The organism is Streptomyces sp. NPDC052064, from assembly GCF_055585925.1.
The window spans coordinates 426,614-449,481 of record NZ_JBVJJE010000004.1; the positions used below are offsets into that span (position 1 = coordinate 426,614).

The window sequence follows — 22,868 nt, forward strand, 5'->3', positions numbered from 1 at the left end:
GGGCGGGTTGAGCGGGATTCAGCCCTTCTTCAGAACCAGCTCGGTGTTGCGGTCCTCCGGGTCGCCGCCGAGGGACGTGCTCGCTCCGGGGGCGTTGAGGGACAGCTCGCGGTAGAGGGCGGCGAGGCCGGTCTGGGAGAGGTCGGAGAAGTCCGTGCGGTGCGGGGCCGAGGACTCCACGAGCGTGGTGAACAGGGAGACCGTGCCGTCCTTGTTGTCGGTCAGCTCGATGACCCGGGCGAGCTGCGGGTAGTCGACGTGGGAGGCCGTGGAGATCTCCCAGAAGGAACCGCCGCCGGACATCGAGTGCGGGGTGATGACGTTCTTGTGGATGTGGCCGTTCACCCAGGCGAGCACGTTGCGGTGGCCGCCGAGGAGGGCGAGGACCTCCTGGCCGCTGTGCCGGCGCTCATCGGGGCGGGCCGGGTCGATGCGGGTGTTCGTCATCGTCTTGCTGGTGTGATGGCTGAAGATCACCGCGTAGGAGTCCTTGTTCTCCCGCAGTGTCCGGTCGAGCCACTTCAACTGGGCCGTGCCGAGAGAGCCTTCGTAGTGGCCGCCCGCGTCGGTGGTGTCCAGGCTGATGCCGATGACGTCGTCGGAGACGCGGAAGGCGTAGTACTGGGTGCCCGCGTCGAGGTTGGCGGAGGAGTAGCCGTGGCCGGCCGGGCCGATGCCGCGGTAGGCCGGGTCCAGGTGAGCCTGGATGTACTCGGTGGGGGTGAAGGGGGCGCGGCTCTCGTCGGGGGTGACCGAGCGCGTGGCCCGGGCGTGGGTCTTGAGGAAGTCGTGGTAGCGGACGCCCTCGGGGTCCCGGTCCTTCTTGATGAGGGTCAGGAGCCGCTGTGCCTCGGCCGCGGACACGTTCATCAGCTTCTTGCCGCCGACGGCGAGTTCGGTGAGGTAGGAGTCGCCGTGGGCATAGCAGCCCATCGGCATGGAGTCGTGGTTGCCGACGGTCGAGTACCAGGGCAGGTTGAGGCCGGGGCTGCGGACCTCGCGGATGGCGGCCTTGAGGAAGCCGTCGAGGTGCGGGAAGCCGACCTGCTTGTCGGTGTCGCGGACCGCGGCGTCCGGCTGCCAGTACAGCTTGAGGCCGCTGTTCTGGACGCCCTCGTACCGGCGCGGGTCGCCGGTGTTGGGTGTGATGCGCCCGCCGCTCATGATCTTCAGGAACCACTCCAGCTCGGACTTGGCGTTGTTGTCCGTGTTGTCGCCGGTGGTCATGGCGAAGTGCAGCGGGGCGCCGGTGACCGGGGCGCCGCGGAGCGCGTTGATCCGCTCCACCAACGCGATCGCGCCCTGCACGGTCAGCGCCTCGTGCGGCCGCCAGGCGTGCACGTCGGCCGAGCGCAGGTACTCCAGGCGCAGCGGGTGCTGGGCGTCGATGATGTGCAGGTCGGTGAGCTGCACGAACGCCGCGAGCGGGGTACGGCGCCCGACGCGGCCGGACTTGGGCGCGGCCAGGTCGGAGCGCACGACCCGCTGCCAGCCGGGTCCGTCGCCGAGGCGCCGGTAGCCGGAGCCGCGCGGGGCGGCCACGGACGCCACGGTCGTGCCCTTGGTGTACGGGGCCAGCGGTGCGGCCGGTGCCCGGCGGGAGGAGGCGGCGACTGCCTCGGTGGTCTCCTTGGCGGTGGCGGCCTGGCTGTCGCTGGGCCGCAGGGCGTAGCCGACACCTGCGGACAGGGCGACCGCTCCGGTGGCGGCGAGGACGGAACGACGGTGGATGCCCTGGCCGGAGCCGGCGACTGAGCGTGTGCGCGACATGCGCTTCTCTCCCCGAGTGCGAACGCGTCGGCAGTGGTCGCGGGATGTCCGGCACGCGAACACCCCGCTCGTACTGGATCGTTGGCACTGGGAATGACCTGTGCGTAAACGCGGCGGCAACGGGCAGCGCCGATCACCGTACGTGGATCTTGGACTACCTGCGCGTCGTCGGCCGCTCCTGGAACGGCCGGGAGTCGGTCACGCGGTGTTCATCTTCCGGGGTACTGCACCTATTCCACCTCCTCCATGGCGTCGGCGAGCCGTCCGGTGACCGGCCGCTCCCGCCACAGGCGCAGGGCTATGTCGACCATCCCCACGCGGACCAGTCCGGGGACCGCGTCCAGGTCCTGCCAGGCGGCGAGGTCGGTGGAGCCGTTCACCTCGTTGCGCAGTTCGCCGCCGATGATCCGGCCCTCGTAGACGAAGCGGACGGCGTGATGGTCGACGGCGCGTCCGAGGCCTTCGCGGAGGGTGTGGCGGGAGGAGTTCACGCCGAGCAGTCCGGTGACCTCGATGTGGTACCCGGTCTCCTCCTCGACCTCCCGCCGCACGGTGTCGTAGGGGTCCTCGCCGTGCTCCATGCCGCCGCCGGGCATGACCCACTCGGGGGTGCCGTCGGGGGCCGGTGAGCGGGCGAGCAGGATCTGTCCGTCGCGGACGCATACGGCGTAGGCCGCCACCCTCAACTTCTGTCGCACTCCGGGACGTTAACCGATTTCGCCGCCTTCAGGACTCATGCCCGCAAAACGCATCGCGGGTTTTCCCCATACATCCATTTCGATTCGGTCAACCCTCCCCAAAGAACCTCACCTTGCGTAAAGCTGTGCGATCGTCCGGGCCTGCGATCCGGACGGCCGCGACCAGGACCGATCGGCCCCGGTCGCTCCCGCTCGTTCCTTTACCTACAAGGGATGCCGATGACCAACACCCCCCAGCGTGACCCGATATCGGCCCGGAGACGTGTGGCGCGCGTCGCCGTGGCGGCCGGTCTCGTCGCCGCGCTCTCCGCGGCCGGACCGGTCCCCCTGGCCTTCGCCGCCGACGAGCCGGGCACGACCGCTCCGGCCGACACCGACGTCAAGTCGGCGCACGGCAAGCTCGGTTCGGGCGACGCGGACCTGCTCGCCGAGGCCAAGGCCGAGGGCGACAAGACCGTCACGATGATGATCGCCACCGCGCCCGGGCAGACCGAGCAGGTCGCCGGGCAGCTGGACGCGGTCAAGGGCGGCTCGGTGGGCCGGGCCGACGACAAGCTGGGCTACGTCCGCGCCACCGTCCCGACGTCCCGGGCGGACTCGGCCATCGCCGCCGCCGTCAAGCTCTCCTCCGTGCACGGCATCGACCTGCGCGAGGAGATCCCGCTGGACGACCCGACGCCGGCCGCGGACGCCGTCAAGGGCGCCAAGGCCGACGCGGGGACGTACCCGGCGCCGGGGAAGAAGACCCCCGCGGAGAACCCGTACAACCCGTCCTTCGAGACGGGCGCGGTCGACTTCGTCGAGGACCACCCGAAGGCGGACGGCCGCGGCATCACCATCGGCATCCTGGACTCCGGCGTCGACCTGGGCCACCCTGCGCTCCAGAAGACCACGACCGGCGAGCGGAAGATCGTCGACTGGGTGACGGCGACGGACCCGGTCGTCGACAACGACAACACGTGGCGCCGGATGGACACCTCGGTCTCGGGCCCCACGTTCACGCACGACGGCAGGACCTGGAAGGCGCCGTCGGGCTCGTACCGGGTGAGCACCTTCAAGGAGTCGTACACCACCGGCGGTGACGCCGCGGGTGACGCCAACCGCGACGGCGACACCACGGACTCCTGGGGCGTGCTGTACGACCCGGCCGCCGGCACGGTCCGGGTCGACCTGAACAACAACTCCGACTTCGCAGACGACACCGCGATGAAGCCGTACAAGGACGGCTTCCAGATCGGGTACTTCGGCACCGACGACCCGAAGACCGACATCGCCGAGCGGCAGCCGTTCGTCGTCGAGATCCGCAAGGACGTCGTCTACAACGGCGCCGGTGCGAAGGCCGACTTCGTCAACATCGGCGTCATCGAGTCCGAGCACGGCACGCACGTCGCCGGCATCACCGCCGCGAACGGCCTGTTCGGCGGCAAGATGGACGGCGCGGCTCCGGGCGCCAAGCTCGTCTCCTCGCGCGCCTGCACCTGGTCCGGCGGCTGCACCAACGTCGCGCTCACCGAGGGCATGATCGACCTCGTCACCAAGCGCGGCGTCGACATCGTCAACATGTCCATCGGCGGCCTGCCGGCGCTGAACGACGGCAACAACGCGCGCGCCGAGCTGTACACGCGCCTCATCGACACCTACGGCGTGCAGCTGGTGATCTCCGCGGGCAACTCCGGCCCCGGCACCAACACCATCGGCGACCCGGCCCTGGCCGACAAGGTGATCTCGGTCGGCGCGTCCGTCTCCAAGGAGACCTGGGCCGCCAACTACGGCTCGGTCGTGGAGAAGAAGTACGCGCTGATGCCGTTCTCCTCGCGCGGCCCGCGTGAGGACGGCGGCTTCACCCCGACCCTGGTCGCCCCGGGTGCCGCGATCAACACCATCCAGACCTGGATGCCGGGTGCCCCGGTCGCCGAGGCGGGCTACTCCCTGCCGGCCGGCTACGGCATGCTCCAGGGCACCTCGATGGCCTCCCCGCAGGCCGCGGGCGCCTCGGCGCTGCTGCTCTCGGCCGCCAAGCAGAAGAAGATCGACCTCACGCCGGCGACCCTGCGCACGGCCCTCACCTCGACCGCCGACCACATCAAGGGTGTGCAGGCGTACGAGGAGGGCGCGGGCCTCATGAACATCGAGGACGCCTGGGACTCGATCCGCGACGGCGCGACCTCGCACGCCTACACGGTGAAGGCTCCGGTCGACACCGCGATGGACGAAAAGCTCAAGACGCCCGGCTACGGCACGGGCCTGTACGACCGTGAGGGCGGCCTGAAGGCCGGCCAGAAGAAGGCGTACGAGATCACCGTCACGCGTACGTCCGGCGCCGACAAGGCGATCCGGCACGAGCTGCACTTCGAGAACAACGCGGGCGGCACGTTCCGGATCGTCGGCTCCGACGAGGTGAAGCTGCCGCTGAACAAGCCGGTCACCGTCAAGGTCCAGGCCGCGCCGAAGTCCGCAGGCATCAAGAGCGCGATCCTGGAGGTCGACGACCCGAAGACCGAGGGCATCGACAAGCAGGTCCTGAACACGGTCGTGGCCTCGGCGCCGCTGAAGTACACCTACTCCGCGTCCGGTTCGGTGCAGCGCAACAGCTCGCGGCACTACTACGTCACCGTCCCCGAGGGCGCGAAGTCGCTGGAGGTCGCGCTGGGCGGACTGAAGGACAAGAGCCAGACCCGGTTCATCTCCATCCACCCGTTCGGCGTCCCGGCCGACCCGACGTCGACGGTCAACTGCTACCCGAACTACTCGAACCCGGCCAACACCTGCCGCCCGGACCTGCGTTCCTACGCGGACCCGCAGCCCGGCGTGTGGGAGATCGAGGTCGAGTCGCGCCGTACGTCGCCGCTGCTCGACAACCCGTACAAGCTGGACGTCGCCGTGCTCGGCGCGGCCTTCGAGCCGGAGACCGTGACCGTGCCCGAGGCGAAGGTCGGCACCCCGGCCGCCGCCTCCTGGAAGGTGACGAACGGCTTCGCCGCGATCGAGGGCAAGCTGGTGGGCGGTCCGCTCGGCTCGTCGAAGACGGTCCGGCCGTCGATCAAGCAGGGTGAGACTCAGACCAGCACGGTCGAGGTGCCCGCGGGCGCGAAGTCGCTGGACGTCGCCATCGGCCGCGTCTCGGACGCCGCCGCCGACCTGGACCTCGCGGTCTACGACGCCGCCGGCAAGCAGGTCGGCAGCTCCGCCGACGGTGACTCGGAGGAGTCGGTCTCCGTGCCCTCGCCGGCCGCCGGCAAGTACACCGTCCAGGTCGTCGGCTACTCGGTGCCGGCCGGCACGACCGAGTACGACTACCGGGACGTGTTCTTCGCTCCCTCCCTCGGCAGCATCACCGTCGACGGGTCGGCGCCGGTGAAGCTCGGCACGGGCGACTCGGCGACGGTCTCGGGCAGCGTCACCGCCGCGGCGGCCGCGCCCGAGGGGCGTGCGTTCTTCGGCGAGGTCCAGCTGGTCAACGCGCGCGGGACGGCCGCGGGCGTGGGCAGTGTGAAGATCGAGAAGGTCGTGCCGTAGCGATTGGACGGCATCCGAGGGCGGGCGTCCGGGCGGACGCCCGCCCTCGGTGTTTCCCTCACTCGCAGGGAAGGGTTCCCGACTCGGGCAGGGCGGCGGTGATCCAGGCCCGTTCGGGGGCGATCTCCTTCTCCCCGACGCTCCACAGGTCCGGCTGGGCCTGCTCGCGCGTGATCCCGACGAGGACGCGGTCGCCCGGTCGCGGCCGGGGTTCGGCGTCCTCGTCCATGGGGAAGACGATCCGGTCCTGGCCTTGGGCGGGCTTGTAGTAGCGGTCCACGTCGAGGGTGATGCGGTCCTGGCCGCTGCCGGGGACGGGTTCGACCTCGGCGACGGTGCCCTCGGCCACGAGCCGGGCGCACGCGAGGTAGCCGGCGTGCCCGAGCCCGGCGTCCTCCTCGCCGCGCTGCGGCCCGGACGCGGTGTCGGCGGCCGAGCTGCCCGCCGAGTCGTCCCCGGCCCCGTTACCGCTCTGCACGACGAGCCAGCCCATGCCCACCACGACGCCGGCGGCCACGGCCGCGGCGAGTCCGCGCATGACCACGACCAGGGCCCGCGGACGGCTCCGCCGCCCAGCCAGCGAGACCACACCCGCCCCGGCTCCCACCTCCTGCCCGGACCGCGACGCTGCCCCCGGGGACTCCCCGGGAAGCACCCTCACGCTCGGGCCGTCGGCAGCGCGCGTGGCCGCAGGGCCGACGGCCGCCCCCGGGGCGGGGGCCCACCCCGCCGAGCCCCCCGCTTCCCCCCGGGCCTGCCCCCCAGCCACCGCCCCGGTACCGGCTGCCGCGGCCTCGGCCCCGGCGTCGCGCGCCAGTGTCTCCCCGATCAGCAGCAGCTGGTCCCGCAGCAGTGCCACGTCCGCGGCAGCCGCTCGGTGGGCCGCCATGAAGGACGTGTCCCGCCGGGCCCCCTCCGGCAGCGGGTCGTCGACGAGCGCTGCCATCAGCGCGTCCATGCCGTCGTAACCGACGTCGCGCCGGTCGTCGTCGTTCCGGGCGGTCATGTCACACCACCTCGTCCTCGTGCAGGCGGGCGCGCAGGGCCCGTACCGCCGTGTGCAGCCTGCTCTTGACCGTGCCCTCGGGGACGCCGAGCTGCTCGGCGATGGAGCGGACCGGCAGGTCGGCGTAGAAACGCAGCACGACGACCTGCCGCTGGGCGTCGGGCAGCTCGTCCAGGCCCTGGGCGACGGCGACGGAGAGCACGCTGGTGTCCTCGCCAGAGGGATGTTCCAGCTGCCGCAGGGCGGCCAGCCGCTCCCCGAGGCGCTCCTGGCGGCGCTTGGCCCGATGCCAGTCCATGGCCAGGTTGGACGCGACCACAGCCGCCCAGGCCGATACGTCCCGCGGCGCCTCCCGGCCGCTCGCGGCCCGCTCCAGCAACCGCAGGCGGACCTGCTGCACCCCGTCCGGCAGGTCCGCCTGCGGCACCCCGCCCAGCGCGAGCACCGCCCGCACCCGGCGCTCCTGTGCCGCGTCCAGCGGATCGTCGCCGGTACCGGTGTGCGCCTCCCGGCCGCGCCGGGCCCTTCCGCGCAGCAGCACAAGCCACCCCCCTCACCGTGTTTCTCCTACGACGCCGACACCGCCCGGAACGTTCGGTCTTTTTTCCGGCGGGACGGCAGAGGCGTACGTCACACTCCCGTGTGGCCGAGAGCAACAGGGGCAGGCGACCTTGCGGCGTATGCCCCTGGGCAGATGAATTTCTCCAGCTCAGCGGGGGTGGGCGCCGGACGTCCGCAACCATGGAACGGGACACGTCGTCCCACTCCCCGGGCAGACCCGGGGAAAGAAGTGGACAGGCGGGCCTTGGTCGGCCGCATGATGGAAAAGCCTCGGCCAAGCAACGAGCACGTGAAGAGACGCAGGAGAGGGAGTCACCGTGAGGGTCGGAATCGTCGGAGCCACCGGACAGGTGGGCACGGTCATGCGCAGGATCCTCACGGAACGGAACTTCCCGGTCACCGAACTGCGCCTGTTCGCCTCGGCCCGTTCCGCGGGCACACAGCTGGACGGCGTGACGGTGGAGGACGCGGCGACCGCCGACTACACCGGCCTGGACATCGTGCTGTTCTCCGCGGGCGGTGCCACGTCCAAGGCGCTGGCCGAGAAGGTCGCCTCCCAGGGCCCCGTCGTGATCGACAACTCCTCCGCGTGGCGCAAGCACCCGGAGGTCCCCCTGGTCGTCTCCGAGGTGAACCCGCACGCGATCGCGAACCGCCCCAAGGGCATCATCGCCAACCCGAACTGCACGACGATGGCCGCCATGCCGGTGCTGCGTCCGCTGCACGAGGAGGCGGGCCTGGAAGCCCTGGTCGTCGCCACGTACCAGGCGGTCTCCGGCTCCGGCCTCGCGGGCGTGGCGGAGCTGCACGGGCAGACGCAGAAGGTCGTCGCCGAAGCGGACAAGCTCACGCACGACGGCGAGGCGGTCGACTTCCCCGAGCCGGGCGTCTACAAGCGGCCCATCGCCTTCAACGTACTGCCGCTGGCGGGTTCGATCGTCGACGACGGTCTGAACGAGACCGACGAGGAGCAGAAGCTCCGCAACGAGTCCCGCAAGATCCTGGAGATCCCCGGGCTGAAGGTCTCCGGCACCTGCGTACGAGTCCCGGTCTTCTCCGGCCACTCCCTCCAGATCAACGCCCGCTTCGCCCGCCCGATCTCCCCGGAGCGCGCGACGGAGCTGCTGAAGGACGCCCCGGGCGTCGAGCTCTCCGACATCCCCACCCCCCTCCAGGCCGCCGGCAACGACCCGTCCTACGTCGGCCGCATCCGCCGCGACGAAACGGTGGACAACGGCCTGGCCCTCTTCGTCTCCAACGACAACCTCCGCAAGGGCGCCGCGCTGAACGCGGTCCAGATCGCGGAACTGGTGGCGGCCGAGCTGAAGGGCTAGTCCCTGCGCACCTCGTAGAGGAAACACCCGTACTCGACGGCCCGGACGTGGACGAGCTCCACGGCCGGGTCGTCGAACGCTTCTCCGAGGGCCTGCCCGAAGGCATCCGGCTCCTCGACCAGCCGGCCGCCCAGGATGTGGCCCTCGGCCGAGTAGCGGCGGACCGTGCGGTGGGCGTTGGTGAAGAAGAGGGCGGCGTCGAGGTCCGGGCCCGGGCAGTCGTCGGCGTGGATGAAGACCGGGCCCACTTCGTCGTACGCGCCGGGGTCGACGCCCTTTTCCGCCGCCCAGCGGCGTAGCGGGGCGTACGACACCAGGGCGATGCGGTCGCCCGGCTCGCTGCGGCCCAGGCAGCAGCGCAGGGGCACGCCGCCCTCGGTGTCGGTGAAGGGGGCCGTGGAGCGGCCCGCGTCGTCCGTCGTGCGGAGTTCCTTCAGGACACGCGGGGCGACGGGCTGTGCGGTGTACGTCGTCGTCATGTTCATCAGGCTTGCGCGCTCGGGCCCTTTGGACCGGCGGGATCCGGACGTCGTGTTGTTTCTGTCTCCGGCCGCCCGGCCCGTACGACCGCCGGCAGGGCGAGGAGCGCCAGGGCGCCGCCCACGCAGAGCACCGCCGTCGGGCCAAGTGCGTCGGCCGCGCGGCCCCCGGTGAACGCGCCCAGCGCGATCCCCGTGTTGAAGACACCGGCGAAGAGCGCCGACCCCGCCTCGCGGGCCCTCGGCGCGGCGGTCGACAGCCAGTTCTGGGCGGAGACCGAGACGCCCCCGTAGACCAGACCCCAGACGACGAGCAGCAGCGTCGAGCCGGCGAGTGTGCCCGCCGCCGGGATCAGCAGCAGGACGACCGTGGCCAGCCCGGCCGTGATGACCAGCAGGGCCCGGCGCGGGTCGCGGGCCGCCAGCCATCCGCCCGCGAAGGTGCCGGCGACTCCGGCCAGGCCGTAGCCGAGGAGGAGGGTGCTGATCGTTCCCGCGCCCAGGCCGGGGACGCGTTCCAGGACCGGGCGGACGTAGGTGTACGCCGCGAAGTGGCCGGTGACCAGCAGCGCTGTCGCCAGCAGGCCCCGGGACACCAGCGGCGTGCGCAGCAGGGCCGGGAACGTGCCGAGCCCGACGGGGCGTTCGGGCGGCAGCGACGGCAGGGCGAGGGCCAGCGCTGCGGCGACGGCCGTCGCGAGGACGGCCGGCGCGGCGAAGGCCCAGCGCCAGCCCGCGAGTGCCCCGAGGAAGGTGCCGGCCGGGACGCCCAGCACCGAGGCCACGGCTATCCCGCTGAAGATCAGCGCGGTCGCCCGGCCCGCCCGGTCCGGCGGCATCAGCCGTGTTCCCAGCCCGGCCGCGATCGCCCACACCCCGCCGATGCACACCCCGACCAGGGCACGCGCGAGCAGGAGGACGGCGATGTGCGGGGCCAGGGCGGACAGCACGTTGGCGGCAGCGAGCAGGAGCAGCAGCGCGCACAGCACCGTGCGCCGGTCGGCGCCGCGGGCCGCGACCGGCAGCAGGGGTGCGCTCGCCGCGGCGACCAGGCCGGGCAGGGTGACGGCGAGCCCGGCGGTGCCGGCGGAGACGTGCAGGCCGGTGCCGAGCGAGGTGAGCAGGCCGACCGGCAGCATCTCGGTGGTGACGACGGAGAAGGTGGCGGTGGCCAGGGCCAGGACAGCGGGCCAGGGGCGCGCCGGCCTGCCGGTGCCGGTCTCCGGGGCGGTGGTCATGGAGGTCGTGGGGCTTGTGGAGGGCATGCCTCCACCCTTTTGCGCGGGCCGCCCGGGAACAACGGCGAAGTCCTCACCCTTGCATGAGCGGGACTGATCGATAGGAACCGAGGGGAAACGGCCGTGGCGGGGCTGGAGTTGCGTGAGCTGGAGTGCTTCCTGGTGCTGTCCGAGGAGCTGCACTTCGGCCGGACCGGGGAGCGGCTGTACGTCTCGCAGAGCCGGGTGAGCCAGTTGCTGAGCTCGCTGGAACGCCGGGTGGGCGGCCGGCTGGTGCACCGCACGAGCCGCCGGGTCGCCCTGACGCCGCTCGGCGAGCGGTTCGTGCAGCGGCTGCGTCCGGCGTACGGCGGGCTGCGGGAGGCCGTGGACGACGCGCGGGCCGCCGCCCGGGGCGTCGAGGGCGCCCTGCGGATCGGCTTCCAGGGGACGGCGGACACCGGGCTGACGGCGGCGGTGCGGGCCTTCCGGTCCGCGCACCCGGAGTGCGAAACGGACGTGGTGGAGCTTCCTCTCGCCGACCCCTTCGGCGCCGTGCGCGAGGGCACGGTGGACGCGGCGGTCGTCCTGCTTCCCGTCGAGGAGCCGGACCTGGTGCTGGGCCCGGTCTTCTCCGAGCGGCCCCAGACGGTCGCGGTCGGCCGGGACCACCCTTTCGCGTCCCTCGCGCAGGTGACGGCGGCGGAGGTGGCGGCGACCCCGCTGGTCACGGCCGCTCCCCCGGCCCCCGCGTACTGGCGGGCCGCCCACGCCCCGTCAGTCGTGCCCGGCCCGGCGGTGACCACCCTCCAGGAGGGCCTGACCCAGGTCGCAGCGGGCCGCGCGGCGATGCTGCTGTGCCGGCCCACGGCCGCGTACCACCGGCGCGAGGACGTGGTGTTCGTGCCGGTGGAGGGCGTGCCCGAGTCGGCTCTCGGCCTTGTGTGGCACCGGGACGGGGAGACGGCGGCGGTGCGCGAGTTCGCCCGGTCCCTCGCCGGGCGAGGGCTATCCCTAGGAGACGCCCAGGTCGTCGCCTGATGCGAGGCTGCCGTGGAAAGATGGCGCAACCCACCCATACCGAGGAGATGACCGCGTGCCTGGCACAAACCTGACCCGCGAGGAGGCGCAGCAGCGGGCGAAGCTGCTCGCCGTTGACTCGTACGAGATCGAACTCGACCTCTCCGGCGCGCAGGAGGGCGGCACCTACCGGTCCGTGACCACGGTGCGCTTCGACGTCACGGAGAACGGGGCGGAGTCGTTCATCGACCTGGTGGCCCCGGCCGTGCACGAGGTGATCCTCAACGGGGACTCCCTCGACCCCGCCGAGGTCTTCGCGGACTCCCGAATCGCGCTGCATGGCCTGCTGGAGGGCCGCAACATCCTCCGGGTGGTCGCCGACTGCGCGTACACCAACACCGGTGAGGGCCTGCACCGTTTCGTCGACCCGGTCGACGACCAGGCCTACCTCTACACCCAGTTCGAGGTGCCGGACGCCCGCCGGGTGTTCGCGAGCTTCGAGCAGCCGGACCTGAAGGCGACCTTCCAGTTCACCGTGAGGGCGCCGGAGGGCTGGACCGTCATCTCCAACTCGCCCACGCCCGAACCGCAGGACAGCGTCTGGGTCTTCGAGCCGACGCCGCGCATCTCGACATACATCACGGCGCTCATCGTCGGCCCGTACCACTCGGTGCACAGCGTGTACGAGAAGGACGGCCAGTCCGTCCCGCTCGGCATCTACTGCCGTCCCTCGCTCGCCGAGTACCTCGACTCGGACGCCATCTTCGAGGTGACCCGGCAGGGCTTCGAGTGGTTCCAGGAGAAGTTCGACTACGCGTACCCGTTCAAGAAGTACGACCAGCTGTTCGTGCCGGAGTTCAACGCGGGCGCGATGGAGAACGCGGGCGCGGTGACCATCCGCGACCAGTACGTGTTCCGGTCGAAGGTGACGGACGCGGCGTACGAGGTGCGCGCGGAGACCATCCTGCACGAGCTGGCCCACATGTGGTTCGGCGACCTCGTGACCATGGAGTGGTGGAACGACCTGTGGCTGAACGAGTCGTTCGCCACGTACACCTCCATCGCCTGCCAGGCGCACGCGCCCGGGAGCCGGTGGCCGCACGCGTGGACCACCTTCGCCAACTCCATGAAGACCTGGGCCTACCGGCAGGACCAGCTGCCGTCCACCCACCCGATCATGGCCGAGATCCAGGACCTGGACGACGTCCTGGTCAACTTCGACGGCATCACGTACGCCAAGGGCGCCAGCGTCCTGAAGCAGCTCGTCGCCTACGTCGGCATGGACGAGTTCTTCCGGGGCGTGCAGGCGTACTTCAAGCGTCACGCCTACGGCAACACGCGCCTGTCCGACCTGCTGGGCGCCCTGGAGGAGACCTCCGGCCGCGACCTGAAGACCTGGTCGGAGAAGTGGCTCCAGGCGGCCGGGATCAACATCCTGCGCCCGGAGATCGAGACGGACTCCGACGGTGTCGTCACGTCCTTCGCCATCCGCCAGGAGGCCCCGGCCCTGCCCGCCGGTGCGAAGGGCGAGCCGACGCTGCGCCCGCACCGGATCGCCGTCGGCCTGTACGAACTCGATGACGACAGCGGCAAGCTGGTCCGGGACGAGCGGATCGAGCTGGACGTGGACGGCGAACTGACGGCCGTACCGCAGCTGGTGGGCAGGCGCCGCCCGGCCGTGATCCTGCTCAACGACGACGACCTGTCCTACGCGAAGGTCCGCCTGGACGAACAGTCCCTGGCCTTCGTGACGGAACACCTCGGCGACTTCGAGTCGTCCCTCCCCCGCGCCCTGTCCTGGGCGTCGGCCTGGGACATGACCCGCGACGCCGAGCTGCCCGCCCGCGACTACCTCTCGCTGGTGCTGTCCGGCATCGGCAAGGAGTCCGACATCGGCGTCGTGCAGTCGCTGCACCGCCAGGTGAAGCTGGCGGTCGACCTGTACGCCGACCCGGCCGCCCGCGAGGCGCTGCTGGCCCGCTGGACCGACGCGACGCTGGCCCATCTGCGGGCGGCGGCGCCGGGCAGCGACCACCAGCTGGCGTGGGCGCGCGCGTTCGCCGCGACGGCCCGCACGCCCGAGCAGCTGGACCTGCTGGACGCCCTGCTGGAGGGCTCGCAGACGATCGAGGGCCTGGTCGTCGACACGGAGCTGCGGTGGGCGTTCGTGCAGCGGCTCGCCGCGGTCGGCCGGTTCGACGAGGCGGAGATCGCGGGCGAGTACGACCGTGACCGTACGGCCGCCGGTGAGCGCCACGCCGCCACGGCCCGCGCGGCCCGCCCGACCCCGGAGGCCAAGGCGGAGGCGTGGGCGTCGGTCGTCGACTCCGACAAGCTGCCGAACGCCGTGCAGGAGGCGGTCATCGCCGGCTTCGTCCAGACCGACCAGCGCGAGGTGCTCGCCCCGTACGCGGACCGGTACTTCGAGGTGGTCAAGGGCATCTGGGAGTCCCGCTCCCACGAGATGGCCCAGCAGATCGCCGTCGGCCTCTACCCGACGGTCCAGGTCTCCCAGGAGACCCTGGACAAGACGGACGCCTGGCTGACCTCCGCCGAGCCGAACGCGGCACTGCGGCGGCTGGTGTCGGAGTCGCGCGCGGGCGTGGAGCGTGCGCTGCGGGCGCAGGCGGCGGACGCGGCGGCGCAGTAGCCGACCGTACGGCGATGAGGGGCGCCCGGCACAGCGCCGGGCGCCCCTCGTCCGTGCCGGGGCCGGCCCTGGATCAGAAATGGGTGGCGATCCCGAACACCCGGCGCAGTTGCGCCATGTCGTGCCGATCGCGATCCGTCGGCTGGTATCCCTGGTGGAAGTAGACCTGCTGCTCAGCGGACAGACACGGCACAGGCGTCCCCTGGATGGTTCCCGTCACGAAGCACGAGGCGGGATATCGGAACGGATGCTCCGGTTCGAGGGATGCCTGCTCCGCCGAACCGTCGTCGGCGAAGACCAGCGGATGGAGATCGATCTCCCGCCCGTCCGGGGCGCTGACGACGAACCGGACGGGCCGCCAGTCGAGGGTCTCCACAAAGCCCTCCTCGGCGAGGGCCGCCACCACGGCGGCCTCCTGCTCCTGCCGGTGCACCAGGTCGAGGTCGCGATGGTCCCGGGTCTGCTCACCGATCAGAGCATCGATCCCCCAGCCGCCGCCGATCCAGACCTCCGCCTCTGCCTGTCGCAACACCTTCAGAACGGACAACACGTCTTGAGCGGTCATCATCCGACGCAGGCTAGGGGCGGTCGCCCGGGAGAGCGAACGCATTTCCTCCCGCCGATTGAACGCATTTCCTCCCGCCGATTCCGGATCAGCCGCGGGTGAGGCGGGTGAGGGTGACGCCGTTGGGGAAGGCGGTGCGTTCGGCGACGTCGAAGACCGTGGGGTCGAAGGCGCCGTCGAAGGCCGGGATGCCGGCGCCCGCGACCACCGGGTAGTTCTTGATCACCAGTTCGTCGATCTCGGGCAGCAGGGTGCCCGCGAGCTTGCCGCCGCCGCAGAGCCAGACGTCCAAGCCCGTGCCCTCCTCCTGCTTCAGCTCGCGGACGAGGGCGAGCGGGTCGCCCGGGACGACGGTGACGGCCGGGTCGGTATCGGATGTGAGGGTGCTGGACACCACGTACTGGCGCATGTGCTCGTACGGACTGGTGATTCCCTCGTCGAGGGCGGGGCGGTAGGCGCCGAGGCCCATGACGACGGTGTCGAAGTGCCGGTTGGGTGCGTCGGCGAGGCCGACGGCGGCGCGGATGAGGGTGGGGACGGTCTCGGGGTAGAGGGTGTTGGTCCAGGCGCAGTAGGCGGCGGTCTGCTGTTCGTCACCAGTGGGGAAGAAGTCGTACTCGCCCCCTGGCCCGGCGATGCGGCCGTCGAGCGTGACAGCGACGTAGTACACGAGCTTTCGCATATCAGGTAACTCCACATGTAGTACTCTGTCTGAAGTGGTCTGAACGTAGTACTACGGATGGAGTGGTGTCAATGGTCAGGCGGAACGAACAGCGGCGTGCCGCCCTCGTCGACGCGGCGATCGAGGTGCTGGCCCGAGAAGGCGCACGAGGCCTGACGTTCCGGGCGGTGGACACCGAGGCCGCCGTACCCGCCGGCACCGCGTCCAACTACTTCGGCAACCGCGACGACCTGCTCACCCAGGCCGGCGCCCGTGTCTATGAGCGGCTGCAGCCCGACGAGGCCACCATCGCCCGCCAGCGCGCGGCCGGCCGCGACCGGGAGACCTACGTGGAGCTGATGCGCGAACTCGTCGGCCGCGTCGCCTCATTCCGCACCGGCTACCTCGCGCTGCTCGAACTCCGACTGGAGGCCACCCGCCGCCCCGAACTGCGCAAGGTCCTCACCGAACGGGTCCGGGCCGACGTCGACGCCAACCTCGCCTACCACGAGGCCTCCGGCTTCCCCGGCGACGCCATGGCCGTCAAACTGCTCATGCTGACTCTGAACTGGCTGATCGTCGAGCAGCTCACCCTGCCGGACGTCTTCACGGAGGCCGAGCGCGAACAGCTGGTGACGGCCGCGGTCGAGCGAATCGTGGCGGCGGAATGAGCGGGAGCGGGACCTACCGTCGCAGCGCCGGACCTGTCACGCCCATCGAACCCCACGGCGCCTTCCCTTCAGGGGAACTGACGACTGGCCCGCCAGAGGCCCCCCGGGCCGCTTCCGCGCCCGACGACTTCCGCCGCGGCGCGACCTGTCCCGCCACCGTCGCCCCGAACGCCAGCGCCATGCCCGCCAGTTGCACCGGCGTCAGCGCCTGACCGAGCGCCGCCCAGCCGACGACGGCCGCGGTCAGCGGGGAGAGCGGGCCGAGGAAGGTGACCTGGGTGGCGGTGAGGCGGCCGATGCCGCGGAACCACAGCCAGTACGCGACCGCCGTGTTCGCCAGGGCCAGATAGAGGTAGCCGCCGACCGCCCGGCCGTCCAGCGCCGGCGGCGCACCCTCGACGAGGAACGCGAGGGGCGCGATGAGCAGGCCGCCCGCGGTCAGCTGCCAGCCGGTGAGGGCCAGCGGGCCGACGCCCTCGGGGCGCCCCCACCGCTTGGTGAGCACGGTGCCGGTGGACATGGACGCGGTGGAGGCGAAGGCCGCCAGCACGCCCAGCGCGTCCAGCGCCCCGGCCGCCTGGAGCACGACCAGGCTGACACCGAACGCGGCCGCGATCCCGGTGAGCAGCGTGCGCAGCGACGGCCGCTGCCCCAGCAGCAGGGCCGAGAGGCCGACCACGAACAGCGGGCCGACCGAGCCGACGACCGCCGCCATGCCGCCGGGCAGCCGGTACGCGGAGAAGAACAGCAGCGGGAAGAAGGCGCCGATGTTCAGCGCGCCCAGCACCACCGACTTCCACCACCATGCGCCGCGCGGCAGCACCCGGGCGAGGGCCAGCAGGAGCAGGCCGGCGGGCAGGGCGCGCAGGAGGCCGGTGAACAGGGGCCGGTCGGGCGGGAGGAACTCGGTGGTGACGGCGTAGGTGGTGCCCCAGGAGACGGGGGCGAGGGCGGTGAGCGTGGCGCGGTGCGCGGCCTGGGGACGCATGAGTCGCACCCTTCGAAGTAGGTCAGTGGGAAGTAGCTTAGCGCTAACCCACTTGCCGTCAAGCTACTTTCTTGCGGGCGACCCGGAGCCGTCGGATACTCGTGGCATGAGCGAACGCCCCGAGCAGCACAAGGACCCCGTCGACGCGATCATCGACCAGTGGGCGACGGTGCGGCCCGACCTCGACACCGCCGCCATGGAGGTCTTCGGCCGTATCTACCGGCTCTCCCGCGCGATGGGCGACCGGACGGAGGAGGCGTATGCGCGGTTCGGGATCGGCCGCGGGGAGTTCGACGTCCTGGCGACCCTGCGCCGTGCCGGCGAGCCCTACACGCTCTCGCCCCGGCAGCTCTCGGCCACGCTGATGCTCACGACGGGAGGAATGACGGGCCGCCTCGACAAGCTGGAGCGCGCCGGCCTGCTGCGCCGCTCCCCCGACCCGCACGACCGCCGCGGCCTGAAGGTCACACTCACCGACAAGGGCCTGGAGCTGATCGACGAGGCGGTCGGCGCCGGAGTCGCCGTCCAGACGGCGGCGCTGTCCGGCCTGGACGCCGAGCAGGCCGGACAACTGGCGGAGCTGCTCAGGGAGTTGCTCCGGACGACGGAGGACCGGCAGGACTGAGCCGGCGTCCGACGCGTTCGCCGGTGACCTGACGGGCCGGGGCCGGGACCGGCCCGCCGAGGCCCTACCCCACGTGGGCGGCGACGGCCGCCTCGATCGCCCGGACGTCCGCCGGGTCGGCCGCCCACGCGGCGTACCCGTCGGGCCGCACCAGCACGGTCGTACGGCGATCGCTCGCCCAGCGCTCCACGGCCAGCCGGTCCTCACGGCCGGTCCCGGCCTTGTACGGCTCCGGGGTGATCAGCACGAACCGGCCGCCCCGCATCGCCTCGTGGAGGCGACCGCCTCCGGCAAGGGCGACGTCCGGGACGCGCAAGCCGGTGAAGCGGTGGGAGCCGCGGGGAGCGGGGTAGCGGTAGCCGATGCCGGTGACCTGCCCGAGTGCCCTGCGGCGGGCCGGGCCGACCGTGTCGAGGAAGGCGGCGAAGGCGGTGCGCAGGGCGATCGTCCAGGGCCGCCGGGCCATGGCCGCACGCACGATGCCGCCGCTGCTGCGCAGTACCGTCCTGCCGATGGGGTGACGTTCGGCCTGGTAGGTGTCGAGGAGCGGGTCGGCCGCGTGCCCCTTGAGGACGGCGGCCAGCTTCCAGCTCAGGTTGGCCGCGTCCTGGAGGCCGGTGTTCATGCCCTGGGCGCCGGCCGGGGTGTGGACGTGCGCGGCGTCCCCGGCGAGGAAGACGCGGCCGACACGGTAGGCGGGCGCCTGCCGCTCGTCGCTGTGGAAGCGGGACATCCAGCGGGGGTCGTGCATGCCGAAGTCACGGCCGAGGGCGCGCCGGGTGGTCTCCCTGATCTCGTCGAGCCCGACCGGCGCGTCGTCGGGGAGCTCACGGCCGCGGTCCCAGCAGACGACGCGGTGGTAGCCGTCGCCGAAGGGGACGAGGAAGGCGAAGGCGTCGCCGACCGCGTCGAAGGTGAGCAGCTCCCCGGGTTCCTCGGTCACCCGTACGTCCGCGAGCATGACGGAGCGGATCACCGAACGGCCCGGGAACGGCAGCCCGATCGCGTTCCGCACCGTGCTGCGCATCCCGTCGGCGCCGACGACGTACGCCGCGCGCAGCGCCTCCGGGCCGCCGCCGGCCCTGCGGACCTCGACCGTCACACCCTCCGCGTCCTGCGTCAGCCCGGTCACCTCGGTCTCGTACCGGAACTGCGCGCCGGCCTCCAGCGCCCGCCGCTCCAGGACCTTCTCCACCTCGTACTGCGGAAGGACGAGGAGGTGGTTGAAGCGGGAGGGAAGCGAGGAGAGGTCCAGGCCGAGGCGGCCGTAGAGGCGGAACCGGCCGAGCCGCCAGCCGAGGCCCTCCAGCTCGTCGGCCAGCCCTCGGGCGTCGAACTGCTCCAGCGTGCGGGCGTGCAGGACGAACGCGCGGGAGAGGTTGCCGATGCCGTGCCGGCGCTTCTCGACGACGGTGACGGGGACGCCGGCGGCGGCCAGGTCACCGGCCAGGAGGAGGCCGGTGGGGCCGGAACCGACGACGATCACGGTGCGGGTGGTGTCGCTCATCAGGGCCTCCCTGTAGGCCAACAAGGGTTGGTGAACGACCGTTGACCCACACGCGTTTGCCAACACTCGTTGACCAACGGTCGTTGACCAACGTAGAACCGCACTCCTACTCCGTCAACAGTTGTTGGCCTACGTATGTTGGCCTACGCTTGTTGGCATGCCTGACAGCAAGCCCACGGCCCCCTCCCGACGCTCCGACGCCACCCGCGCCGCCATCCTCGACGCCGCCCGCGAGCGTTTCGCCGCCGACGGCTACGAGCGCGCCACCATCCGCACCATCGCGCGGGACGCGGGCATCGACCCGTCCATGGTGATGCGGTACTACGGCAGCAAGGAGGGCCTGTTCGCGGCCGCCGTCGCCGTCGATCTGAAGCTGCCCGATCTGGGCCCGCTGCCCCGGGACGAGGTCGGGTCAGCCCTCGTGACGCACTTCCTCGCCATGTGGGAGGAGAACGAAGTGCTCACGGCCCTGCTCCGGGTCGGTGCCACCAACCAGGCCGGGGCCGAGCGCATGCAGGGCATCTTCCAGGAGCAGTTGCTTCCGGTCGCCCGCCAGGTGTGCCCCGACCCCGAGCAGGTCCCGGTACGGGCCGCGCTCACCGCCACGCAGCTGCTCGGGCTGGCGCTCACCCGGTACGTCCTGCGCCTCCCGCCGGCCGTGGCGCTCACCCGCCAGGAGATCGTGGCATGGCTGGCGCCGACGGTGCAGCGCTATCTGACGGCGCCGAATCCCTGACTCCCGCGCACCGGGAGAAGCCGAGGGCGCCGCCTCGGTCGTCGTACGGCGGCATGCGCGTACGTACGGCGGGGACGGCGCCCTCGGAAAAGGTGCGTGACGGACTCGAAGGGAGCCCTGGTCAGGCCTTGGCGTCGGCCTTCGCGTCGGCCTTGGTCCTGATGTTGGAGCTGGTCGGGTCCTTCTTCTTGTGCGACTTGTCGCCGATCATCACCAGACCGTGGATGACCAGGTACAGCACGATCGGGGCCACGACGAAGAGGCCCAGCGTCTCGATGACGCTCAGGCCCGGACCGGGGTCGTCACCGTCGTCGCGGGTGAGCGCGGAGGCGGGCGACGACATGAGCAGCATCATCAGCGTCGTACCGGCTGCCAGGGCGCCGGCGCGCAGGGCGTTCTTCTTGTCCACGGTGCCAAAAGTATCCAACGCCGGTCGGGGCCGCGCGCCCGGGGTGCCGTAAGGGTCCGTCCTCATCCACCCGACGCGCCGGCCGGCTGTCGCAGAACCTCGATGAGGGCGTGCAGTCGGGGCGACGCCGCCAGTTGCTCCAGCGTGACAGGACGGCCCTCCGCGTCCGCGATCGGCAGCCGCCAGTTCGGGTACTGGTCCCACGTTCCCGGGAGGTTCTGCGGGCGGCGGTCGCCCACCCCGTCCGGGAGCCAGACGCCGACCATGCGGGCCGGGGTGCGGAGCAGGAAGCGGTGGACGGCCTGGATCTCGGCCTCCTCCGAGGAGGTGTCGGTACCGCCGGTGCCGTGCAGCAGGCCGAGGTGGGTGAGCAGGGCCAGCCACTCGGCGGTGTCGGCGGCGGCCTCGGCGCGTTCCTCCTCCAGCGGGCGGGTCAGCAGGCCCAGGCCGTCGCGGAGCTCGACGTGCTCGCCGGTGAGGCGGGCGGCCGTGGAGGGCAGGTCGTGGGTGGTGGCCGTGGCGAGACAGTCGGCGCGCCAGCGGTCGGGGGGCAGCGGGCGGCCGTCGCCCTCCCAGTCGCGTTCGAACCACAGCACGGACGTGCCGAGCACCCCGCGCTCGCGCAGCGCCTCGCGCACGCCCGGTTCGACGGTGCCCAGGTCCTCGCCGATCACCAGCGCCCCGGCCCGGGAGGCCTCCAGGACGAGGACGGCGAGCATGGCCTCGGCGTCGTAGCGGACGTACGTGCCCTCCGTGGGCGGGTGGCCCAGCGGTACCCACCAGAGGCGGAACAGGCCCATGACGTGGTCGATACGCAGGGCTCCGGCATAGCGGAACAGGGCGCGCAGCAGCTCGCGGAAGGGGGCGTAGCCCGACTCGGCCAGGCGGTCGGGGCGCCAGGGCGGCAGGCCCCAGTCCTGGCCGCGGGCGTTGAAGGCGTCCGGCGGGGCGCCCACCGACATGCCGGCGGCGAAGTACTCCTGCTGTGCCCAGGCGTCGGCGCCGCCGGGATGGACGCCGACCGCGAGGTCGTGCACGATCCCGACCGGCATCCCGGCTTCGCGTCCGGAGCGCTGCGCGGCGGTCAGCTGGGTGTCGGTGAGCCAGGCGAGCCGGGACCAGAAGTCCACCCGGTCCATCAGTCCGTTGCGGGCCCGGACGGTCTCGGCCGAGCGCGGGTCGCGCAGGCCGGTCGGCCAGCGGTGCCAGTCCGGGCCGTGCACCTCGGCGAGCGCGCACCAGGTGGCGTGGTCCTCCAGGGCTTGTCCCTGCTCGGCGAGGAAGTCGCAGTAGGCGGCACGTCTGCCGGGGCCGAGCGGCACCTCGCACAGCAGCTCGAGCGCCTCCCGCTTGAGCTCCCACACGGCGTCCCGGTCGATCAGCGCGCCCTTCTCCAGCACCGCTTCACGCAGCCGACCGGATCTCTCCAGCAGCGCGCGCAGCCGCTCGCGGTCCTCGACGTACGCGCACTCGGGGACGTCCTCGATCCGCAGGTGCACCGGGTCGGGGAAGCGGCGGGAGGAGGGGCGGTACGGGGAGGGGTCGGTGGGGGCGCCGGGCACGGCCGCGTGCAGCGGGTTGACCTGGACGAATCCGGCGCCGAGCGACCGCCCGGCCCAGCCGGCCAGCTCGGCGAGGTCGCCCAGGTCGCCCATGCCCCAGGAACGGCGGGACAGGAGGGAGTAGAGCTGGACGAGGAGTCCGTGGGAGCGTCCGGTGGGGGTGGGCAGGCGGGCCGGGGCGATGACCAGGTGGGCGGTGGCCGTGCGGCCGTCGGGGACGGTGGCGGTCAGCCGGTGGACGCCCGGTGGGAGGTGCTCGGCCGAGGCGCGGGCCTCGCCCTGCTCGGTCTCGATCAGCAGCCGGCTTCCCTCGGGGAGCGCGGCCAGGGCGGCCGGGGGGCTGGTGCCCCAGCCGACCACCGTGGGCGGCAGCAACCTGGCGCCCAGTTCCCGCTCCCGGGTGGCGAGCGCGGCGCGGACGGCGCCGGGCGTACTCGCGTCCACGCCGAGAGCGGCCAGGGTGAGGGTGACCGCGGCGGCCGGGGCCGCGACCGTACGGTCCGGGGACGGGCTGTACGAGGTGGCGACGCCGTGCAGGTCGGCGAGGCGGGACAGGTCCTCGGAAGGCGGTTCGGCCGGCCGGGGTGCGGTCATCTAGGACCTCGTGAAGTCCGGGACGAAGACTGAGGGCTCGCTGGTCAGGGGGGCGGATTCGGCGAGCGGCGGCTCGCTGGTGAGGGGCTCGGCGTCGGGCAGCGGGGGCTCGCTGGTCAGCGGGGGCTCGGCGCAGGTGCTCTCGGAGCTGAAGACGCAGTAGTGGGGGTCTTCGTATCGGGGATCGTCATAGTGGGGGTCGAGGTCGGCGGACGTGTCCGCCACGGGTTTGGACGGGGCCGGGAGCGGAAGGAAAGTCATCGCAGCCACGGGGGCCTCCTTGTCGGGTACGGCATTCA

20 protein-coding genes are annotated in these 22,868 nt (G+C 72.1%); 7 read left to right on the plus strand and 13 right to left on the minus strand.

Going from position 1 to position 22,868, the window contains the following annotated elements:
* Window positions 1-18 precede the first annotated feature (18 nt).
* Both ACZ6TU_RS13115 and ACZ6TU_RS13120 read right to left on the minus strand, forming a co-directional pair.
* Window positions 19-1,770 carry a TIGR03767 family metallophosphoesterase gene (locus tag ACZ6TU_RS13115; protein ID WP_469548148.1) on the minus strand — a complete coding sequence of 584 codons (1,752 nt, stop codon included), beginning with the start codon at window positions 1,768-1,770 and terminating at the stop codon, window positions 19-21.
* A gap of 230 nt (window positions 1,771-2,000) precedes the next feature.
* Window positions 2,001-2,468 carry an NUDIX hydrolase gene (locus ACZ6TU_RS13120; protein ID WP_467668408.1) on the minus strand — a complete coding sequence of 156 codons (468 nt, stop codon included), beginning with the start codon at window positions 2,466-2,468 and terminating at the stop codon, window positions 2,001-2,003.
* Window positions 2,469-2,687: 219 nt separating this feature from the next.
* Between ACZ6TU_RS13120 and ACZ6TU_RS13125 the strand changes: the two genes are divergently transcribed.
* The gene (locus tag ACZ6TU_RS13125; protein ID WP_467668406.1) at window positions 2,688-5,984 is read left to right on the plus strand and encodes a S8 family serine peptidase; all 3,297 of its coding nucleotides are present in this window, start codon (window positions 2,688-2,690) and stop codon (window positions 5,982-5,984) included.
* Window positions 5,985-6,042: 58 nt separating this feature from the next.
* Here ACZ6TU_RS13125 and ACZ6TU_RS13130 read toward each other — a convergent pair whose 3' ends face one another.
* Together ACZ6TU_RS13130 and ACZ6TU_RS13135 are read right to left on the minus strand one after the other, a co-directional pair.
* Window positions 6,043-6,990, minus strand: coding sequence for a hypothetical protein (locus ACZ6TU_RS13130; RefSeq protein ID WP_469548151.1), 948 nt, complete (start codon window positions 6,988-6,990; stop codon window positions 6,043-6,045).
* A gap of 1 nt (window position 6,991) precedes the next feature.
* The gene (locus tag ACZ6TU_RS13135) at window positions 6,992-7,528 is read right to left on the minus strand and encodes an RNA polymerase sigma factor (protein ID WP_467669085.1); all 537 of its coding nucleotides are present in this window, start codon (window positions 7,526-7,528) and stop codon (window positions 6,992-6,994) included.
* 340 nt (window positions 7,529-7,868) lie between these two features.
* Here ACZ6TU_RS13135 and ACZ6TU_RS13140 point away from each other — a divergent pair, with 340 nt between their 5' ends.
* Window positions 7,869-8,885 carry an aspartate-semialdehyde dehydrogenase gene (locus tag ACZ6TU_RS13140; RefSeq protein ID WP_467668402.1) on the plus strand — a complete coding sequence of 339 codons (1,017 nt, stop codon included), beginning with the start codon at window positions 7,869-7,871 and terminating at the stop codon, window positions 8,883-8,885.
* Here ACZ6TU_RS13140 and ACZ6TU_RS13145 read toward each other — a convergent pair.
* Both ACZ6TU_RS13145 and ACZ6TU_RS13150 read right to left on the minus strand, forming a co-directional pair.
* Window positions 8,882-9,364: a DUF1203 domain-containing protein gene (locus ACZ6TU_RS13145; RefSeq protein WP_469548153.1), complete on the minus strand. Its 483-nt coding sequence runs from the start codon at window positions 9,362-9,364 to the stop codon at window positions 8,882-8,884. The genes ACZ6TU_RS13140 and ACZ6TU_RS13145 overlap by 4 nt on opposite strands.
* 5 nt (window positions 9,365-9,369) lie before the next feature.
* Window positions 9,370-10,629 (minus strand): MFS transporter, encoded by a 1,260-nt coding sequence (locus tag ACZ6TU_RS13150; RefSeq protein ID WP_469548155.1) that lies wholly within the window; start codon window positions 10,627-10,629, stop codon window positions 9,370-9,372.
* A gap of 96 nt (window positions 10,630-10,725) precedes the next feature.
* Between ACZ6TU_RS13150 and ACZ6TU_RS13155 the strand changes: the two genes are divergently transcribed.
* Together ACZ6TU_RS13155 and pepN are read left to right on the plus strand one after the other, a co-directional pair.
* On the plus strand, window positions 10,726-11,622 hold the full coding sequence (locus ACZ6TU_RS13155) for a LysR family transcriptional regulator (protein WP_467668396.1): 897 nt from the start codon (window positions 10,726-10,728) through the stop codon (window positions 11,620-11,622).
* A 55-nt stretch (window positions 11,623-11,677) separates the two neighbouring features.
* On the plus strand, window positions 11,678-14,251 hold the full coding sequence (pepN, locus tag ACZ6TU_RS13160) for an aminopeptidase N (RefSeq protein WP_469548157.1): 2,574 nt from the start codon (window positions 11,678-11,680) through the stop codon (window positions 14,249-14,251).
* A 73-nt stretch (window positions 14,252-14,324) separates the two neighbouring features.
* Here the strand turns inward: pepN and ACZ6TU_RS13165 are convergent, their stop codons facing one another.
* Both ACZ6TU_RS13165 and ACZ6TU_RS13170 read right to left on the minus strand, forming a co-directional pair.
* Window positions 14,325-14,819, minus strand: coding sequence for a nucleotidyltransferase domain-containing protein (locus tag ACZ6TU_RS13165; RefSeq protein ID WP_467668392.1), 495 nt, complete (start codon window positions 14,817-14,819; stop codon window positions 14,325-14,327).
* Window positions 14,820-14,904: 85 nt separating this feature from the next.
* Entirely contained in the window at window positions 14,905-15,498 is a 594-nt protein-coding gene (locus ACZ6TU_RS13170; RefSeq protein ID WP_469548160.1) for a dihydrofolate reductase family protein, read from the minus strand.
* Between the two features lie 71 nt (window positions 15,499-15,569).
* On the opposite strand from ACZ6TU_RS13170, the gene ACZ6TU_RS13175 reads away from it, so the two are divergent.
* Window positions 15,570-16,148 carry a TetR/AcrR family transcriptional regulator gene (locus ACZ6TU_RS13175; protein ID WP_467668388.1) on the plus strand — a complete coding sequence of 193 codons (579 nt, stop codon included), beginning with the start codon at window positions 15,570-15,572 and terminating at the stop codon, window positions 16,146-16,148.
* A gap of 13 nt (window positions 16,149-16,161) precedes the next feature.
* Here ACZ6TU_RS13175 and ACZ6TU_RS13180 read toward each other — a convergent pair whose 3' ends face one another.
* Complete coding sequence (locus ACZ6TU_RS13180; RefSeq protein ID WP_467668386.1) at window positions 16,162-17,136, minus strand: EamA family transporter; 975 nt, start codon at window positions 17,134-17,136, stop codon at window positions 16,162-16,164.
* 106 nt (window positions 17,137-17,242) lie between these two features.
* Here ACZ6TU_RS13180 and ACZ6TU_RS13185 point away from each other — a divergent pair, with 106 nt between their 5' ends.
* Window positions 17,243-17,761 carry a MarR family winged helix-turn-helix transcriptional regulator gene (locus tag ACZ6TU_RS13185; protein ID WP_467668384.1) on the plus strand — a complete coding sequence of 173 codons (519 nt, stop codon included), beginning with the start codon at window positions 17,243-17,245 and terminating at the stop codon, window positions 17,759-17,761.
* A gap of 64 nt (window positions 17,762-17,825) precedes the next feature.
* Here the strand turns inward: ACZ6TU_RS13185 and ACZ6TU_RS13190 are convergent, their stop codons facing one another.
* Window positions 17,826-19,268 carry an FAD-dependent monooxygenase gene (locus ACZ6TU_RS13190; RefSeq protein ID WP_469548163.1) on the minus strand — a complete coding sequence of 481 codons (1,443 nt, stop codon included), beginning with the start codon at window positions 19,266-19,268 and terminating at the stop codon, window positions 17,826-17,828.
* A 157-nt stretch (window positions 19,269-19,425) separates the two neighbouring features.
* On the opposite strand from ACZ6TU_RS13190, the gene ACZ6TU_RS13195 reads away from it, so the two are divergent.
* Entirely contained in the window at window positions 19,426-20,004 is a 579-nt protein-coding gene (locus ACZ6TU_RS13195) for a TetR/AcrR family transcriptional regulator (RefSeq protein WP_467668380.1), read from the plus strand.
* A 121-nt stretch (window positions 20,005-20,125) separates the two neighbouring features.
* On the opposite strand, the gene ACZ6TU_RS13200 is transcribed toward ACZ6TU_RS13195, so the two are convergent.
* From ACZ6TU_RS13200 to ACZ6TU_RS13210, 3 genes are all read right to left on the minus strand, one after another.
* Window positions 20,126-20,413: a hypothetical protein gene (locus ACZ6TU_RS13200; protein ID WP_467668378.1), complete on the minus strand. Its 288-nt coding sequence runs from the start codon at window positions 20,411-20,413 to the stop codon at window positions 20,126-20,128.
* A 62-nt stretch (window positions 20,414-20,475) separates the two neighbouring features.
* Window positions 20,476-22,569: a 4-alpha-glucanotransferase gene (malQ, locus tag ACZ6TU_RS13205; RefSeq protein WP_469548166.1), complete on the minus strand. Its 2,094-nt coding sequence runs from the start codon at window positions 22,567-22,569 to the stop codon at window positions 20,476-20,478.
* Window positions 22,570-22,839: a hypothetical protein gene (locus ACZ6TU_RS13210; RefSeq protein WP_467668375.1), complete on the minus strand. Its 270-nt coding sequence runs from the start codon at window positions 22,837-22,839 to the stop codon at window positions 22,570-22,572.
* Between the last annotated feature and the right edge of the window lie 29 nt (window positions 22,840-22,868).

What these genes read in the sequence shown, in the direction of transcription:
- ACZ6TU_RS13115 (WP_469548148.1), bottom strand. Translation starts at nt 1,770, where the DNA reads ATGTCGCGCACACGCTCAGTCGCCGGCTCCGGCCAGGGCATCCACCGT.
- ACZ6TU_RS13125 (WP_467668406.1), top strand. Translation starts at nt 2,688, where the DNA reads ATGACCAACACCCCCCAGCGTGACCCGATATCGGCCCGGAGACGTGTG.
- ACZ6TU_RS13130 (WP_469548151.1), bottom strand. Translation starts at nt 6,990, where the DNA reads ATGACCGCCCGGAACGACGACGACCGGCGCGACGTCGGTTACGACGGC.
- ACZ6TU_RS13145 (WP_469548153.1), bottom strand. Translation starts at nt 9,364, where the DNA reads ATGACGACGACGTACACCGCACAGCCCGTCGCCCCGCGTGTCCTGAAG.
- ACZ6TU_RS13150 (WP_469548155.1), bottom strand. Translation starts at nt 10,629, where the DNA reads ATGCCCTCCACAAGCCCCACGACCTCCATGACCACCGCCCCGGAGACC.
- ACZ6TU_RS13165 (WP_467668392.1), bottom strand. Translation starts at nt 14,819, where the DNA reads ATGATGACCGCTCAAGACGTGTTGTCCGTTCTGAAGGTGTTGCGACAG.
- ACZ6TU_RS13170 (WP_469548160.1), bottom strand. Translation starts at nt 15,498, where the DNA reads ATGCGAAAGCTCGTGTACTACGTCGCTGTCACGCTCGACGGCCGCATC.
- ACZ6TU_RS13175 (WP_467668388.1), top strand. Translation starts at nt 15,570, where the DNA reads ATGGTCAGGCGGAACGAACAGCGGCGTGCCGCCCTCGTCGACGCGGCG.
- ACZ6TU_RS13180 (WP_467668386.1), bottom strand. Translation starts at nt 17,136, where the DNA reads ATGCGTCCCCAGGCCGCGCACCGCGCCACGCTCACCGCCCTCGCCCCC.
- ACZ6TU_RS13185 (WP_467668384.1), top strand. Translation starts at nt 17,243, where the DNA reads ATGAGCGAACGCCCCGAGCAGCACAAGGACCCCGTCGACGCGATCATC.
- ACZ6TU_RS13190 (WP_469548163.1), bottom strand. Translation starts at nt 19,268, where the DNA reads ATGAGCGACACCACCCGCACCGTGATCGTCGTCGGTTCCGGCCCCACC.
- ACZ6TU_RS13195 (WP_467668380.1), top strand. Translation starts at nt 19,426, where the DNA reads ATGCCTGACAGCAAGCCCACGGCCCCCTCCCGACGCTCCGACGCCACC.
- malQ (WP_469548166.1), bottom strand. Translation starts at nt 22,569, where the DNA reads ATGACCGCACCCCGGCCGGCCGAACCGCCTTCCGAGGACCTGTCCCGC.